Annotated in this window: 13 protein-coding genes; 7 read left to right on the top strand and 6 right to left on the bottom strand. The window is 71.6% G+C overall.

All coding sequences use genetic code 11. The annotated features are described in order from the left end of the window. Positions 1 to 8 precede the first annotated feature (8 nt). Positions 9 to 746, top strand: a complete 738-nt coding sequence (locus N5875_RS28620) for an LON peptidase substrate-binding domain-containing protein (RefSeq protein ID WP_338497028.1) — start codon at positions 9 to 11, stop codon at positions 744 to 746. Positions 747 to 758: 12 nt separating this feature from the next. Further along, the gene (gene ybaK / locus N5875_RS28615) at positions 759 to 1256 is read left to right on the top strand and encodes a Cys-tRNA(Pro) deacylase (protein ID WP_318207300.1); all 498 of its coding nucleotides are present in this window, start codon (positions 759 to 761) and stop codon (positions 1254 to 1256) included. 55 nt (positions 1257 to 1311) lie between these two features. Here ybaK and N5875_RS28610 read toward each other — a convergent pair whose 3' ends face one another. From N5875_RS28610 to N5875_RS28595, 4 genes are all read right to left on the bottom strand, one after another. After that, positions 1312 to 1953 (bottom strand): DUF2567 domain-containing protein, encoded by a 642-nt coding sequence (locus N5875_RS28610; protein WP_318207301.1) that lies wholly within the window; start codon positions 1951 to 1953, stop codon positions 1312 to 1314. Between the two features lie 34 nt (positions 1954 to 1987). Beyond that, the gene (locus N5875_RS28605) at positions 1988 to 2794 is read right to left on the bottom strand and encodes an ABC transporter permease (RefSeq protein WP_338499287.1); all 807 of its coding nucleotides are present in this window, start codon (positions 2792 to 2794) and stop codon (positions 1988 to 1990) included. Between the two features lie 88 nt (positions 2795 to 2882). Continuing rightward, entirely contained in the window at positions 2883 to 3854 is a 972-nt protein-coding gene (locus tag N5875_RS28600; protein WP_338499285.1) for an ABC transporter ATP-binding protein, read from the bottom strand. A 20-nt stretch (positions 3855 to 3874) separates the two neighbouring features. Beyond that, complete coding sequence (locus N5875_RS28595; protein WP_318207302.1) at positions 3875 to 5260, bottom strand: NYN domain-containing protein; 1386 nt, start codon at positions 5258 to 5260, stop codon at positions 3875 to 3877. A gap of 216 nt (positions 5261 to 5476) precedes the next feature. Between N5875_RS28595 and N5875_RS28590 the strand changes: the two genes are divergently transcribed. After that, positions 5477 to 5650 carry a hypothetical protein gene (locus N5875_RS28590; protein ID WP_173861668.1) on the top strand — a complete coding sequence of 58 codons (174 nt, stop codon included), beginning with the start codon at positions 5477 to 5479 and terminating at the stop codon, positions 5648 to 5650. Positions 5651 to 5752: 102 nt separating this feature from the next. Here the strand turns inward: N5875_RS28590 and dnaE are convergent, their stop codons facing one another. After that, positions 5753 to 9292 (bottom strand): DNA polymerase III subunit alpha, encoded by a 3540-nt coding sequence (dnaE, locus tag N5875_RS28585; RefSeq protein ID WP_318207303.1) that lies wholly within the window; start codon positions 9290 to 9292, stop codon positions 5753 to 5755. A gap of 160 nt (positions 9293 to 9452) precedes the next feature. Between dnaE and N5875_RS28580 the strand changes: the two genes are divergently transcribed. From N5875_RS28580 to N5875_RS28570, 3 genes are all read left to right on the top strand, one after another. Further along, complete coding sequence (locus N5875_RS28580; RefSeq protein ID WP_318207304.1) at positions 9453 to 10778, top strand: DUF2252 domain-containing protein; 1326 nt, start codon at positions 9453 to 9455, stop codon at positions 10776 to 10778. Positions 10779 to 10898: 120 nt separating this feature from the next. Continuing rightward, positions 10899 to 11585, top strand: coding sequence for a hypothetical protein (locus tag N5875_RS28575; protein WP_318207400.1), 687 nt, complete (start codon positions 10899 to 10901; stop codon positions 11583 to 11585). Positions 11586 to 11646: 61 nt separating this feature from the next. Further along, a complete protein-coding gene (locus N5875_RS28570) occupies positions 11647 to 12462 on the top strand; it encodes a DsbA family protein (protein WP_318207305.1) in 816 nt (271 codons plus the stop codon). 55 nt (positions 12463 to 12517) lie between these two features. Here N5875_RS28570 and N5875_RS28565 read toward each other — a convergent pair whose 3' ends face one another. Next, on the bottom strand, positions 12518 to 14053 hold the full coding sequence (locus N5875_RS28565) for a PQQ-binding-like beta-propeller repeat protein (RefSeq protein ID WP_338497026.1): 1536 nt from the start codon (positions 14051 to 14053) through the stop codon (positions 12518 to 12520). Positions 14054 to 14249: 196 nt separating this feature from the next. Here N5875_RS28565 and N5875_RS28560 point away from each other — a divergent pair, with 196 nt between their 5' ends. Beyond that, on the top strand, positions 14250 to 15899 hold the full coding sequence (locus N5875_RS28560) for an alkaline phosphatase D family protein (protein ID WP_338497024.1): 1650 nt from the start codon (positions 14250 to 14252) through the stop codon (positions 15897 to 15899). Positions 15900 to 15951 lie beyond the last annotated feature (52 nt).

The raw sequence follows: 15951 nt of genomic DNA, 5'->3' as shown, positions 1-15951 counted from the left end.
TGACCGCTGTGACCACCGCTCGCCTGCCTCTCTTCCCGCTCAACGCGGTGCTGTTCCCGGGCCTCGTGCTGCCGCTGAACGTCTTCGAGGAGCGTTATCGCGCCATGATGCGCGAGCTGCTCACGATCGACGACTCGGAGCCGCGCCGCTTCGCCGTCGTCGCCATCCGCGACGGCCGCGAGGTCGCCCCGACGGCCCCCGGCATGCCGGACCAGACGGCGCTGCCGGAGAAGGGCCCGGCCGCGGGCTTCGGCCCCGACCCCATCCAGTCCTTCCACCGGGTCGGCTGCATCGCCGACGCGGTGCAGATCCGGGAGCGTGCCGACGGCAGCTTCGAGGTGACGGCCACCGGCACGACCCGGGTGAAGCTGCTGTCCGTCGACGCGAGCGGGCCGTTCCTGGTCGCCGAGGTCGAGGAGATCCCGGAGGAGCAGGGCGACGAGGCCGAGAGCCTCTCCGAAGGGGTGCTGCGGGCCTTCCGCAGCTACCAGAAGCGGCTGGCCGGGGCGCGCGAGCGTTCGCTGACGACGAGCGAGCTGCCGGACGACCCGTCGGTGGTGTCGTACCTGGTCGCGGCGGCGGCGGTGCTCGACACGCCGTCGAAGCAGCGGCTGCTCCAGGCCCCGGACACGGCGACCCGGCTGCGCGAGGAGCTGACGCTGCTGCGTGCGGAGACGGCGGTCATCCGGCATCTGCCGTCGCTGCCGGTGGTGGACCTGACGCAGGCCCCGACGTATCCGAACTGAGGAAGAGCGCGCGTGGCGAAGAAGCAGAAGAAGAACAGTGGCGGCACCCCGGCGACGGTGGCCCTGACGGCGGCCGGCACTCCGTTCACCCTGCATGCCTACGAGCACGACCCGGCCTCCCCCTCGTACGGCGAGGAGGCGGCCGAGGCCCTCGGCGTCTCCCCCGACCGGGTCTTCAAGACCCTGGTGGCGGACGTCGACGGCGAACTGACGGTCGCGGTGGTCCCGGTCGCGGGCCAGCTCGACCTGAAGGCCCTGGCCTCGGCGGTCGGCGGCAAGCGCGCGGCGATGGCGGATCCTGCGGCGGCCGAGCGCACCACGGGCTATGTGCGGGGCGGCATCTCCCCGCTGGGCCAGCGCAAGCGGCTCCGCACGGTGCTCGACGCCTCGGCCTCGGGCCACGCGTCCATCTGCATCTCGGCGGGCCGGCGCGGCCTTGAGGTGGAGCTCTCCCCCGCCGACCTGGCCGCCCTCACGTCGGCGGTCGTGGCCCCGATCGGCCGCGCCTGACGGTCGGCGGCGCCCGACGAGCATCAGGCGCGGCCGTGGTGACCGGGAGGGGCCGTCAGCTCGTGCCGGGCCCCTGGCTGTACGCCTTCGGCTGGTCCCACGGCTCGGGCTCCGGGTCGCGCGGGCCGAAGAGGGCCGTGAGTGCCAGGTGCACGATCATCGCGGCGAGCGGCCAGGCCAGCATCGCGGCGGCCGCCAGGTTCAGTTCGAGCGGTGCCTCGAAGGCGACGTTGGGGCCGACCGCCTTCGCGTGGGCGACGACGTCGCTCGTCGGGCCGAAGTACGACCCGAGGCCCCAGGCGAGCAGCGAGCCCAGGACGCCGCCGAGCGCGAGGCCGAGCACGAGCGGGACACCGCCCTTGCGGCGTGCGAGGAAGACGACGAGCGCGGCGACCGCGCCGAAGGCCAGCGCCAGGAGGACAAACGTTCCGTCCGAGCCGATCGCCGCCTCCCCCTCCGAGTTGCGGAGGTAGACGCCCTTGCCGTCCGAGATGAGCAGGACCCGCGGGGCCAGGTTCAGCCACAGCACTCCGAGCACCGCCCCGGCGATCGCCGAGACGAGCGTCACCAGGACACCCTGCAGGACCTCGGCCCCCGTGATCGGATCCCCGGCCGGGCCGAGCATCGGCGGGGGCGGCGGGGGCCAGTCGGGGTCGTGCGGCGATGGCTGGTGAGGCGGAGTCAGGGGTGCGGTCACCCCGCCATCGTGCCAGGTGTGTCCGTGGCCCGCCTCAGCGGACGGCGGCCCGCCGGTACGCCCAGGTGGCGACGGCCAGGGAGACCACGCCGACCACCCCGCACACGGCGAGGTCGAGGGCGACGGCCGCCCAGTCGGGACGGCGGTCGAAGGTGCGGGCCAGGGCCTCCACGCCGTACGTCGACGGGAGCAGGTCCCGGGCCCAGCCGATGGGCTCCGGCAGCCGCTCCGCCGGGAGCACGCCGAGGAGCAGCGCCGCGGACATGCCGAGCTGGCCGAGGAGGGTGGCCAGTTCCTGCCGGGGCGCGAGGAGCCCGAGGGCCGCGCCGAGGCCGGCGAGCGCGGCTCCGGCGAGCGGGACGACGGCGGCGAGGATCCAGAGGTGGTCGAGCGGCAGTCCGAAGAGCACGGAGCCGGCGACGGCGGTGACGGCGGTGCCGGGCACGGTGAAGGAGGCGTACGCGCCCGCGGCGCCGAGCACGACGGCGGCGGGCGGCACGGGCAGGGTGGCGTAGTGGTCGAGGCCGCCGGTGGCCCGCAGCTGCCCGAAGTACTGGGCGAGCAGGTTGAGCGCGACGAAGGCGACGACGAGGACGGTGGAGCCGGCCACGACGGCGCGCGCCTCGGAGCCCCCGTCGACGACCCCGCGCATCAGGACCATGATCCCGATGGACTGGAAGGTGGCCACGAAGAGCAGCGGGATGCGGGCGACCCGGGCGCGGGAGAGCTGCGCGCGGTAGACGGCGGCCAGGGCCGGCAGCAGCCGGGCGCGCGGGGCGAGGGGTGCGGCGGCCTCGCCGTCGTCGGCTCGTGGCCGGACGGACGGCGCGCCGGTCCGCAGGACCTCGGTGGGCACGGTGCTCACTGCGTACAGCTCCTGGGGGTGATATGCGGTACGGGCGGTACGGGCACGGGCGGTACGGGGAGGGTCATGCCTTCACCAGTCCCTCGGTCGCGCCGCCCAGCGCCAGATACACGTCCTCCAGGCTGGGCGTGGCCAGGGTGAAGTCGTCGAGCGCGGCGAACGCGGCTCCGCCGGTGACGGTGGCGACGGCCGCGCGGGCCGCGTCGGGGGCGAGGCGGAGGATCCAGCGCCGGCCCGTCTCCTGGGCGAGCCCGCGCAGCTCGGCGACCTCGGGCAGGTGGAGCGGGGCGGAGTCGCGCCAGACCAGCTCGACGCGGACCTCGCCCGCGACGCGTTCCTTGAGTCCGGCGGGCGTGTCACAGGCGATGACCCGGCCGTGTTCGAGGACGGCGACCCGGTCGAGGACGGTCTCGGCCTCGATCACGTTGTGGGTGACGAGCAGCACGGTGGCGCCGTGTTCGGCACGCCGCCGGTCGACGGCCGCCCAGACGGCGCGGCGGGCGACGGGGTCCATGCCCGTGGTGGGCTCGTCGAGGACGAGGACGGGGCGCTCGCCGACGAGCGCGGCGGCGAAGCAGGCGAGCCGACGCTGGCCGCCGGAGAGCTTCCTGAGCGGCCGGGAGGCGAGCGTACCGAGGCCGAGCTCGTCCAGGACGGCGTCGCGCTCGGCGCGCGCGTCGCGGGCGGTGAGGCCGCGCAGCCGCCCGGTGGTCTCGGCGGCGAGGGCGACGGTCAGCTCGTCGAGGGCGGTGGACTCCTGGCCGAGGTACGCGAGGAGCCGGGACGCCCGCTCGGGGTGGCGCACGAGGTCGTGGCCGAGGAGTTGGACGCTGCCTGAGTCGGGGCGCATGAGCCCGGTGAGCTGGCGGACGAGGGTCGACTTGCCCGCGCCGTTGGGGCCGAGCAGCCCGAAGATCTCGCCGCCGCGCACGTCGAGGCTGATCCCGTCGGTGGCTCGCACCTCGGGTGTCGCGGGCGTCCCGCGCCTGCCGCGCGTGGCGGGGTACGTCTTGACCAGATCCCGCACCACGCACACCGTACTCACGGGGGGAGAGCCTACGGGGTCGCCGGGCCCGCTCCGGGCGCGGGGGCGTGTTCGGCGGCGGCCCGGACGTCGATCTCGCGCCAGAATCCCGCCCGGATCGCATAACGGTCGTGCTCGTCGATCTGGTCGTCCTTGTGGGCGAGCAGCCCGAATCGGGCGGCGTAGCGGAGGAGTTCGCCGTCGATGCGGTGCGGGATGCGGGGGTAGAGGGTGGACAGCTTCTGGACGTGGCTCTGCTCGGGGAGCCGTTCCATCCATCGCCGGGCGAACACCTGGCCGACCTCGAACGGGTCTCCGCCGACGGTGGTGATGTCCTCCTCGCGGTCCGCCCAGCGCTGCTCCGCGCTGGTGAGGGCGGCGAGGGTGGGCAGGGAGGCGGTCTCGGCCGGTTCGCCGAGGGGGGCGGCGGGGCGCTCGACCCAGCCCCGGTCGGAGGACCAGCGGAGCGCGCTGGTGCCCTGGGGCGCGGGCGCGCCCGGGGAGGCGGGGGTGGCGCCGGGGGCGCGCAGTCCCGCCAGGTCCTTGGGGGTGGGGACGCCCTTGCCGGGGGCCGGGGCGGGGACACCGGTCGTGTGGCCGCGGTCGTGGTCGTCCTCGCGGAGGTGACCGTTGGCGCCCGCGTGACCGTTGCCGTGGTGGACGTGACCGTCGGCGCCGTGGACGTGCCCGTTGCCGCCGTGGCCGTTGCCGTCGGCGGTGGGGATCTCCCCGGCCGCGGACGCCGCCGCCTCCGCGGCCCGTTCGGCGGAGGCGGCGAGGGCCGCCTCGGGCAGCGGCGCGGAGAGGATGGCGGCGATCTCGGGGCGCGGGGCGGGCGGTGGCGAGCAGATCCCGGTGAGGTCCTTGGCGCGGACGGCCCGGGTGATCCAGGCCCGGTCGAGGACCCGCCGTTCGTCGGCCTCGGCGACGAGGTCCTCGGACTGGTTGTAGTCGCCGTCGGCGGCCTGGACGGCCCAGAGGTGGACGGCGACGCCGTGTTCCTTGGCCGACATCAGTCCGGGCAGCAGGTCTCCGTCACCGGTGACGAGCACGATGTCCGAGCAGGCCCGGTTCCTGGCGAGCTCGGTCAGCTCGGTGTGCATCGCCGCGTCGACGCCCTTCTGGGCCCAGCGTCCGTCGCTCCGCGTCAAGGCGCCCAGCCGGACCGTGACGCGGGGCATCACCCGCAGTCTGCGGTGCTCCGGCTGGGGCACCCGGTCGGGCGCGCCGTCGAACCAGTAGATCCGCAGGAGGGGCAGCGCGGTCTCGGCCTCGGCGCGCTGGCGCAGCTGCTGGATGAGCCCGGCGTGATCGACGGTGATCCTGGAGCGGGCCGGTTCCCCGGCGAGAAGACTGGCGGCAGCTCCCAGCAGGTAGCCGGCATCCACCAGGACGACGCAGCGGTCCACGTGTTCCACCCTCTTTCGGGAACCTCGGGATCGGAAGTTGCTTCGGATTTCCTTCGAGTCTGCCCGAAGGGCGGGGGCTCGACGGTCGGAACTGGATCATCGGCGTGGCGGATGTCACGTTCCCGGGGGCCTAACGCTCCGTAATGATCCAACATGCGGCGGTTCATGCCGTATGTGAGTCTGACAGCGGCCCTGGCCCCTAGGTCCCTTTGAGGAGGCATCCCCATGGCCAAGAACCGCAACCAGAACCGCGGTCAGAAGCAGCAGTCCCCGGCCGAGCGCGGCGCCCAGCAGGCGCAGCAGTCGGCGATGGAGTCCGAGGCGTCGCAGCGCGCGTCTCAGGTGCTGCCGAGCGACGTCGCCCGCAAGGGCCGCCAGAAGCGCTTCGGCCACAACTGACGGCCTCCGCGTACGGCAAAGGGGCGCGCCCGTGACGACGGGCGCGCCCCTTGCGCGTGTTCGGGAGGTCCGCCCGGCCTGCCGGCCGGGCGGGACGAAGGATCAGCCGGCCAGGCAGGACGGGCCGAGCAGCACCTTCAGGTCGCCGAAGAGGGCCGGATCGGCCTGCACCCGGTGCCGGTCGAGCCGGAGCACGGTCGTGGTGCGGGGGCCCTGGAGCTTGATCCGTACCTCGGTGTTGCCCTTGTGGTGGCCCAGGATCTCGCCGAGGCGGGTGACCATCGGCGGGGTCACCTTGACGGTGGGGATGGTGAGGATCACCGGCGCGTTGGTCCCGGCGTTCGACACGTCGGGGACCATCAGCTCCATGGCGACGAGCCGGGGCACGTCCTCGCGCTTGTCGAGGCGTCCCTTGACGAACACGACCGTGTCCTCGACCAGCTGGGTGGAGACCAGCTGGTACGTGGCCGGGAAGAACATGCACTCGATGGAGCCGGCCAGGTCCTCGACGGTGGCGATGGCCCAGGCGTTGCCCTGCTTGGTCATCTTCCGCTGGAGGCCGGAGATGATGCCGCCGATGGTGACGACCGCGCCGTCGGAGTGCTCGCCGCCGGTGAGCTGGGAGATCGCTGCGTCCGTCTTGTCGGACAGGATGTGCTCGATACCGAAGAGCGGGTGGTCGGAGACGTACAGGCCGAGCATCTCGCGCTCCTGGGCGAGCAGGTAGGACTTCTCCCACTCGACGTCGGAGAACTCGACGTCCAGACCGAAGCCGGGTTCGTCGCTGGTCTCCTCGCCCATGCCGCCGAAGAGGTCGAACTGTCCCTCGGCCTCCTTGCGCTTGACCGCGACCACGTTGTCGATCATCGGTTCGTGGTGGGCGACCATGCCCTTGCGGGTGTGGCCCATCTCGTCGAAGGCGCCGGCCTTGATCAGCGACTCGATGGTCCGCTTGTTGCAGACGACGGCCTCGACCTTGTCGAGGAAGTCGGGGAAGGAGGAGTACTTCCCCTTGGCCTTGCGCGACCTGATGATCGACTCGACGACGTTGGTGCCGACGTTCCGCACGGCGGAGAGACCGAAGAGGATCACGTCGTCGCCCTGGGCGGCGAAGTTCGACTCGGACTCGTTCACGTTCGGCGGGAGCACCTTGATGCCCATGCGGCGGCACTCGTTGAGGTAGACGGCGGACTTGTCCTTGTCGTCCTTGACCGAGGTGAGCAGACCGGCCATGTACTCGGCGGGGTAGTTCGCCTTGAGGTAGGCGGTCCAGTAGGAGACCAGGCCGTACGCGGCGGAGTGCGCCTTGTTGAAGGCGTAGCCGGCGAAGGGGACCAGCACGTCCCAGAGGGCCTGGATCGCCTCGTCGCTGAAGCCGTTCTTGCGGGCGCCCGCCTGGAAGATCGTGAAGTTCTTCGCCAGCTCGTCGGGCTTCTTCTTGCCCATCACGCGGCGGAGGATGTCGGCCTCGCCGAGCGAGTAGCCGGCGATGATCTGGGCGGCCTTCTGCACCTGCTCCTGGTAGACGATCAGGCCGTAGGTGACCGCGAGCACCTCTTCGAGCGGCTTCTCCAGCTCGGGGTGGATCGGGGTGATCTCCTGCTGCTTGTTCTTGCGCAGGGCGTAGTTCGTGTGCGAGTTCATGCCCATCGGGCCCGGCCGGTACAGGGCGGACACGGCGGAGATGTCTTCGAAGTTGTCGGGCTTCATCAGCCGCAGCAGCGAGCGCATGGGGCCGCCGTCGAACTGGAAGACGCCGAGGGTGTCACCGCGCTGGAGCAGTTCGAAGGTCTTCGGGTCGTCCAGCGGCAGGGCGAGCAGGTCGAGGTCGACGCCCTTGTTGGCCTTCACCATCTTGACGGCGTCGTCCATGATCGTGAGGTTCCTGAGGCCCAGGAAGTCCATCTTGATCAGGCCGAGCGACTCGCACTGGGGGTAGTCCCACTGTGTGATGGTCACGCCGTCCGTGTGCCGCACCCAGATCGGGGCGTGGTCGACGATGGGCTCGCTGGACATGATCACGCCGGCCGCGTGCACGCCCATCTGCCGGACCAGGCCCTCGACGCCCCGGGCGGTGTCGATGACCTTCTTGACGTCCGGCTCGTTCTCGTACATCGCACGGATCTCGCCGGCCTCGCTGTAGCGCGGGTGCGAGGGGTCGGTGATGCCGTTGAGGTCGATGCCCTTGCCGAGGACGTCGGCGGGCATGGCCTTGGTGAGCCGGTCGCCCATGGCGTAGGGGTAGCCGAGGACGCGCGCGGAGTCCTTGATGGCGTTCTTCGCCTTGATCTTGCCGTAGGTGCCGATCATGGCGACCTTGTCGGAGCCGTACTTCTCCGTCACGTACCGGATCACCTCGACGCGCCGACGCTCGTCGAAGTCGATGTCGACGTCGGGCATGGAGATGCGCTCGGGGTTGAGGAAGCGCTCGAAGATCAGTCCGTGCGGGATGGGGTCGAGGTCGGTGATGCCCATGGCGTACGCGACGATCGAACCGGCCGCGGAGCCTCGGCCGGGGCCCACGGCGATGCCCTGCTTCTTCGCCCACATGATGAAGTCGGCGACGACGAGGAAGTAGCCGGGGAAGCCCATCGAGATGATCGTGTCCATCTCGTACTCGACCTGCTTCATGCGGTCGTCGGGGATGCCGCCCGGGAAGCGGCGGTGCATCCCGCGCATGGTCTCCTCGCGGAACCAGCTGACCTCGGTGAAGCCCTCCGGGATCTCGAACTTCGGCATGAGGTTCTTCTCGACGAACATGCCGTCGGTGTTGATCTGCTCCGCGACCAGGAGGGTGTTGCGGCAGCCCTCCTGCCAGGCGTCCGAGGAGTCGATGGCGTACATCTCGTCCGTGGACTTGAGGTAGTAGCCGGTGCCGTCGAAGCGGAAGCGGTCCGGGTCGGAGAGGTTCTTGCCGGTCTGGATGCAGAGCAGGGCGTCGTGCGCGGTCGACTCGTGCGCGTAGGTGTAGTGCGAGTCGTTGGTGACGAGCGGCGGGATGCCGAGCTTCTTGCCGATCTCCAGGAGTCCGTCGCGGACCCGGCGCTCGATCTCGATGCCGTGGTCCATGAGCTCCAGGAAGTACCGGTCCTTGCCGAAGATGTCCTGGTACTCGGAGGCGGACTTCAGCGCCTCGTCGAACTGGCCGAGGCGGAGCCGGGTCTGGAGCTCTCCGGAGGGGCAGCCGGTGGAGGCGATCAGCCCCTCGGACCACTGGGAGATGGTCTCCTTGTCCATCCGGGGCCACTTCTGCAGCCAGCCCTCGGCGTACGCGTCGGAGGAGAGCTTGAAGAGGTTGTGCAGTCCTGTCGCGTTCGCCGCCCAGATCGTCTTGTGGGTGTAACCACCCGAACCGGAGACGTCGTCCCGCTTCTGGTGCGGCTGTCCCCACTGGATCTTCCGCTTGTTCCGCCGGGACTCGGGGGCGACGTACGCCTCGATGCCGATGATCGGCGTCACCCCGGCCTTCTTCGCCGAGTGGAAGAAGTCGTACGCCCCGTGCAGGTTGCCGTGGTCGGACATCGCGATATGGGTCATGCCCATCTCGTTGCACGCGTTGAACATGTCCTTCAGCCGCGCGGCACCGTCCAGCAGCGAGTACTGGGTGTGGACGTGGAGGTGCGTGAAGGGCGGCTTGGTCACGGGGGAGGCCTCCGGCGGGATGAACTTCTGGGGGGACAGCGTCGAAGTCTACGTCGCCGGACCGACAGCGGCCGGGCACTCGCGGGTACCGTCGCGCGTTGGGAGACAGGAACACCTGTCCCATTTGTCTACGCATGGCTTCGTACCAGGAGGCACCTCGATGTCGGTCCCCCAGCACACCGCCACGGAGCGCGGTGAGCACATCCTCGCCGTCTTCGACACCGCCTTCGGTGAGCTCCTCGCCGCCGACCCCGCGGCCTTCCGCGTCAAGTTCCGGAAGATGGCCGGCTCGGCCTTCGCCTTCTACCGGGGCACGGCCTGCCTGTTCTACGCGGACCTGGAGCGCGAGGCGCACACCGGCCCCTACCTGGACGAGCGCACCGGCCGGGTCTGGATCCACGGCGATCTGCACGCCGAGAACTTCGGCACGTACATGGACGCCAACGGACGGCTGATCTTCAACGTCAACGACTTCGACGAGGCGTACGTCGGCCCCTTCACCTGGGACCTCAAGCGGCTCGCGGGCTCGCTCGCCCTCATCGGCTACGCGAAGGCGCTGAGCGACGAGCAGATCAGCCATCTGGTCCGGATCTACGCCGCGTCCTACCGGGAGCGGATCCACGCCCTCGCGACCGGCGCGAAGAACGACGAGCTGCCCCCGTTCACGCTGGACACGGCCGAGGGCGCGCTGCTCGACGCGCTGCGCGACGCCCGTTCCATGACCCGCTTCGGACTCCTCGAGTCGATGACGGAGATCCGGGACTTCGAGCGTCGCTTCGCCGCTGGCGGCGGCGCGATCGAGCTGGACGCGGCCGCCCGGTACAAGGTCCTGGCGGCCTTCGACGGCTACCTGGAGACCCTGCCGGAGTCCAGCCTGTCCCGCCCCGACTCGTACCGGGTCAAGGACGTGGTCGGGCGGCGCGGGATCGGCATCGGCTCGGCGGGCCTCCCCTCGTACAACATCCTCCTGGAGGGCAACAGCGACGCCCTGGAGAACGACGTCGTGATCTACCTCAAGCAGGCGCAGACCCCGGCGGTCTCCCGCCATGTGACGGACGCGGCGGTACGGGAGTACTTCCAGCACGAGGGCCACCGCACCGTGATCTCGCAGCGGGCGCTCCAGGCGCACGCCGACCCCTGGCTCGGCTGGACGGAGCTCGACGGAGCCGGGCAGCTCGTCGCGGAGGTCTCGCCGTACGCGGTGGACCTCGACTGGTCGGACATCGACGACCCCCAGGACATCGCGCTCACGGTCGCCGACCTGGGCCGGGCGACGGCGACCATGCACGCGGCGGCGGACGACTCCAGCGGGCACTCGCTGGTGCCGTTCTCGACGGAGCGGGCCATCGACGCGGCGATCGCCGCCGACGAGGAGGGCTTCGCGGAGCTCCTGGTGGACTTCGCGCACGCGTACGGGGCGCGCGCCCGTGCCGACCACCAGATCTTCGTGGACCTCTTCCGCAACGGCCGGATCCCGGGGCTGTAGAGGCTTCGCGGGGCCGTAGGGGTTTCCCCGGGTGGCTGTAGGGGTTTCCGGGGCCGCCGGGGCCGTTCACAGACTGCCTTTAGGGGCGTTTTACGGACCGGCATGGCACACTCCACGACGATGGACATGGCAGGGACGCAGCTGAGGGCGCTGCGGGCGGCGTTCTTCACGGCACTGGTCGTGACGCTGTCCGTGGCGTCCCACGTGCTGCTCTCACGCGTGCCGCTGCCGCTCGGGACGGTCGTCCCGGTCGCCGTCGGCGTCTTCGCCGTGGCGTACGCCCTGGCCGGCCGCGAGCGGGGCCTCGGCCCGATCGCCGGGCTCCTCGTCCCGCTGGAACTGGCGGCCGACACGCTCTTCACCAGCGGCCAGGCGGTCTGTTACGGCGCCGCCGGCGGCCCGGTCGCCGGATCGCTGCGCGCGGTGGGCGTGGAGGTGTTCTGCGGCGGCGCCGTCGGTGCCCCGCTGCCCGGCGTGGCGGCCCCCGAGAGCGGCACGGCCGCCGCGCTCCTCGACTCCCCCGATCCGGCGCTGCCCTGGCTGCTGCTCCTGGCCCATATGGGCGTCGGGCTCTTCGCGGCGGCCTGGCTGCGTGGCGGGGAGCGGGCGCTCGCCCGGCTGCTCGGCGCGGTGGCGGCCGTCGCGTTCCGGCCGCTGCTGCTGGTGGCGGCCCTCTTCCGCACCGGTGGTCCGGCGCCGCGGCGCGCCGGACGGCCCGCGGGACGGCCCCGGCTCTCCCGTACCCGGCTCCTCACCCACTCCGTGGGACGGCGGGGACCGCCGTGCCCGCGCGTCGCTCTCGTCTGAGCGAAGCGCACCCAGGCACGCCGTACCCCCTCTTTTCCTCACCTTCACGGAGATCACGATCATGAGTGCACGCAACAAGCAGGCCAACAAGGCTGCCGCCCGCGAGCGTCTGCGCGTCGAGCGCGAGCGCCAGGCGAAGAAGGACCGGGCCCGTCGGCAGGTCGTCGTCGGCGTCTCGGCGGTGGCCGTGCTGGCCGCCGCCGGCGGCATCGGCTACGCGGTGGTCCAGTCGAACCAGCCCTCCGCGTGGGAGTCGGCGGCGAAGGCGACCAGCGTGACCGCCCCGAAGAACACCTCGGGCACGAACGGCACGACCGTCGTCATCGGCAAGCCGTCCGCGAAGAAGACCCTGGAGCTGTACGAGGACTCGCGCTGCCCGGTCTGCGCGACCTTCGAGCAGTCCGTGGGCTCCACGGTCGAGAAGGACGTCGAGGCCGGCAAGTACAAGATCAAGTACGTCGGTGCGACGTTCATCGACGACGCCGCCACGGGCGAGGGCTCGAAGAACGCCCTCTCGGCGCTCGGCGCGGCCCTCGACGTGAGCCCCGAGGCCTTCCTGACGTACAAGTCGGCGCTCTACTCGGCGAAGTTCCACCCGGAGGAGAACGACGACAAGTTCGCCAAGGACTCCTACCTCCTGGAGGTGGCCGACTCGGTGCCGGCCCTCAAGGGCAACGCCGCGTTCAAGAAGAACGTCGAGGACGGCACGTTCGACGCCTGGGCGATGAAGATGTCGAAGGCCTTCGACGACAGCGGGGTGACGGGCACCCCGACGCTGAAGATGGACGGCAAGGTGGTGACCGTGGCGGGCTCCGACAACCCGCCGATGACCGTGCCCGAGTTCGACACGGCGATCGACGCGGCCCTCAAGGGCTGACCGGAAACCGACGCAACGGCTTCCTTCGCCCCCTGGTCCGCGCCCGCCCGGCGGATCAGGGGGCGAAGGAGAGCATGCGGGGCTCGCGCCGGGCGTCGTCGCCGCTCAGACCGGCGGGCGTGATCACGAGCCGGTCGCCCACGTAGGCGTTCTCCCCGACGACCCCCATCCCGAACTCGGCCTCCGCGGTGGAGGCGGGGAGCCGCAGCACCTCCTTGATCGTGTCCGCGCCGCCGGGACCGACCCGGAACACGCGGCCGGGGGACCGGAGCGTGCCCAGCTGGTAGACCGTCCCGGTCCTGCCCGGTCCGACGCGCAGGGGGTAGTAGCCGTACGAGGTCTCCTCGGCCTTCACGCCCCAGACCAGTCTCCCGGTGCCGAGGTCGTAGGCGCCGACGCGGTCGGTGCCGCCGAGCAGTACGAGGCCACCGCCGACGACGGCCTCGCGGCACGCCTGGGCGTCGTCGCTGGTGTTCACGGAGTCCCCGCAGTGGGTGAACCCCTTCCCCCGGGCGTCGATCGTCCTGCGGACCTTCCCGCCGGGACCGAGGGCGACGACCCGCCAGTCCTTCGCGATCGCCTCCTTCCGCACGCTGGTGATCACGACCGGGTCGACGGAGAGCACCTGGCCGACCTGCCACCCCGGCGCGGACCTGTAGCGCCAGCGGACCTTGCCCGTCGCCGGGTCGATCTCCCTCAGCCGGCTGTACGCCTTCTCCATCGAGGTGATCGCGCAGTCGTCGACCACCAGCAGCCGGCTGCCGCCGGCCACCCTGCCGGGGTAGCACTTCCCGGGGTCCTCCATGGGGATGTCGTACAGCTTCCTTCCGTCGGCGACCTTGTACGCGGCGGCCTTCAGGCTCTGGACGATCGCGACGGTGCCACCGCTGACGGCGCTGTCCACCATGATCGTGCCGTCCCCCGAGCCCGTCTCGGCCAGCTGCTTGTGCCAGCCCGCCCGGCCGGTGCGCAGGTCGATCATCTGGAGCTGGTTGCACCGGGTGCCGGTCCAGGCCTCGACGTTCTTGAGGACGATGACGACCTTCCCGTCGGGGGTCGCGTTGACCGGGGTCTCGCAGACGGGGGTCGGGAGGTCGACGCTCCACAGCTGGGCGCCGTCGCTGAGCCGGTGGGCGACGACCCGTTTGTAGACGGCCTGGACGGCGGTGTCGCCGATGATCCAGAGGTCCTCGGTCGGGATGTTCCGGTGGGGCAGGTCGGTGCGGTCGTCGACGATCCAGGCGGCAGCCTCTCCGGAGCGGCGCTGCCGCGCGATCTCCGCGCTGGTGGGGACGCGGGAGGGTGACGGGGTGGGGCGCGCGGTCGTCTTCGGCGGTGCCGTGGTCCCCGGCGGCGTGGCCGTCGGGGCGTCGCTCGCCGTTCGGTCGCGGTCCGCTCCGGAGCGCTCGACGAGAACGTAGGCGCCCGTGCCGACGAGCATGAGCAGCGCGAGGACCGCGGCGACCAGCGGCCAACGGCGGCAGCGCGGACGAGGCGGTGGCGGGCCGTACCCCTCGGGGGCGTACGGATTGTCCGGTACGGGCCAGGACGGCGGGCGGTGCCTGTACCAGGGCTCGTGCGACTGCGACATCCGGTTCCCCCCGTGACGTTGCGAGCGGCCTCCCGCCCGAACCACCTCGCGGAAAGCCGTTCTGATCCCGAGTCAGGTTAGCGAGCCGGAGGAGCGCCACCGCCGCGGGGGCGGATGCGGCCTGCGGACGACGATCCGGCGAATTTTCATACAAGTCCCTCCCCACCCACCGTACCCGCCAGTAATCTGACTGCCCGTGACCAGTCGTTTCATATCCTCCGCCCCCACGCGGCGCACGGTCGTCAAGGCCGCCGCCGTCACCGCCGTCACCGCGCCCGCCCTCCTCGGCGCGGCCACCACGGCCCACGCGGCCCCCGGGGCACCCGCGTTCCTCCACGGCGTCGCCTCCGGCGACCCGCTGCCCGACGGCGTCCTGCTCTGGACGCGCGTCACCCCCACCCCCGAAGCCGTGCCCGGCTCCGGCCTCGGACCCGACGTCCAGGTCGGCTGGGAGCTCGCCGAGGACCGCGGCTTCGCGCGGGTCGTGGCCTCCGGCACGACCACGGCGAGCGCCGGCTCCGACCACACGGTCAAGGCGGACGTCCGCGGCCTGCGTCCGGCCACCTCCTACTGGTTCCGCTTCACCGCGGGCTCCACCGTCTCTCCCGCCGCCCGCACCCGCACCACGCCGGCCGTCGACGCCGCCGCGCCCGGCGTCCGGTTCGGTGTGGTCTCCTGCTCCAACTGGGAGGCGGGCCACTTCTCCGCGTACCGCCATCTCGCCGCCCGCGCCGACCTGGACGCGGTCCTCCACCTCGGCGACTACCTGTACGAGTACGGCAGCGGCACCTACCCGGAAGCGAAGTACACCGTCCGGCAGCACGAGCCGCGCCACGAGATCGTCTCGCTGGCCGACTACCGCACCCGGCACGGCCACTACAAGACGGACACCGACCTCCAGGCGCTGCACGCGGCCCACCCGGTCGTCGCCATCTGGGACGACCACGAGTTCGCCAACGACGCCTGGACGGGCGGGGCCGAGAACCACACCCCCGGCGCCGAGGGCGACTGGGCGGCCCGGGTCGCCGCGGCCAAGCAGGCCTACTTCGAGTGGATGCCGGTCCGTACGTCCACCGAGGGCACGGTCTTCCGGCGGCTGCGTTTCGGCAAGCTGGCCGATCTGCACCTCCTCGACCTGCGTTCCTTCCGTTCCGCCCCGGCGAAGGCCGGCAGCGGTTCGGTCGACGACCCGGCGCGCAGCATCACCGGCCGCGCGCAGCTCGACTGGCTGAAGTCCGGGCTCGCGGGCTCGGACGCGACCTGGCAGCTGGTCGGCACCTCGGTGATGATCTCGCCGGTCGCCTTCGGCGCGCTGCCCGCCCACCTGCTGGAGCCGATCGCCGAGTTGATGGGCCTGCCGAAGGAGGGGCTCGCGGTCAACGTCGACCAGTGGGACGGGTACACGGACGACCGGAAGGAGCTCCTCGCGCATCTGACCTCGCGGGCCATCCGCAACACCGTCTTCCTGACCGGCGACATCCACATGGCCTGGGCCAACGACGTACCGGTGAAGGCGGCGACGTACCCCTTCTCGGCGTCCGCCGCGACCGAGTTCGTGGTCACCTCGGTGACCTCGGACAACCTGGACGACCTGCTGCACGTGGCCCCGGGGACGCTCTCGGCGGTGGCCGCCGGCGCCATCAAGGCCGCCAACCGGCACGTGAAGTGGGTGGACATGGACCACCACGGCTACGGCGTGCTCGACGTGACCGCCGAGCGCTCGCAGATGGACTACTACACGGTCTCCGACAAGACGGATCCGGCCGCGTCGACGGCCTGGGCGCGCTCGTACCGGACGCTCAGTGGAACGCAGCGCGTGGAGCGGGTGTACCAACCTGTCCGCTGACGTTTCCCTGTTGTTCCCCTGGCGGACCATCATGGGTGATTTTCAGCCATGA

It is taken from the genome of Streptomyces sp. SJL17-4, from assembly GCF_036826855.1.
Taxonomy (GTDB): Bacteria; Actinomycetota; Actinomycetes; order Streptomycetales; family Streptomycetaceae; genus Streptomyces.
Note: the sequence above shows the minus strand (reverse complement) of the source record. Positions and strands in the feature narration are given on the sequence as shown.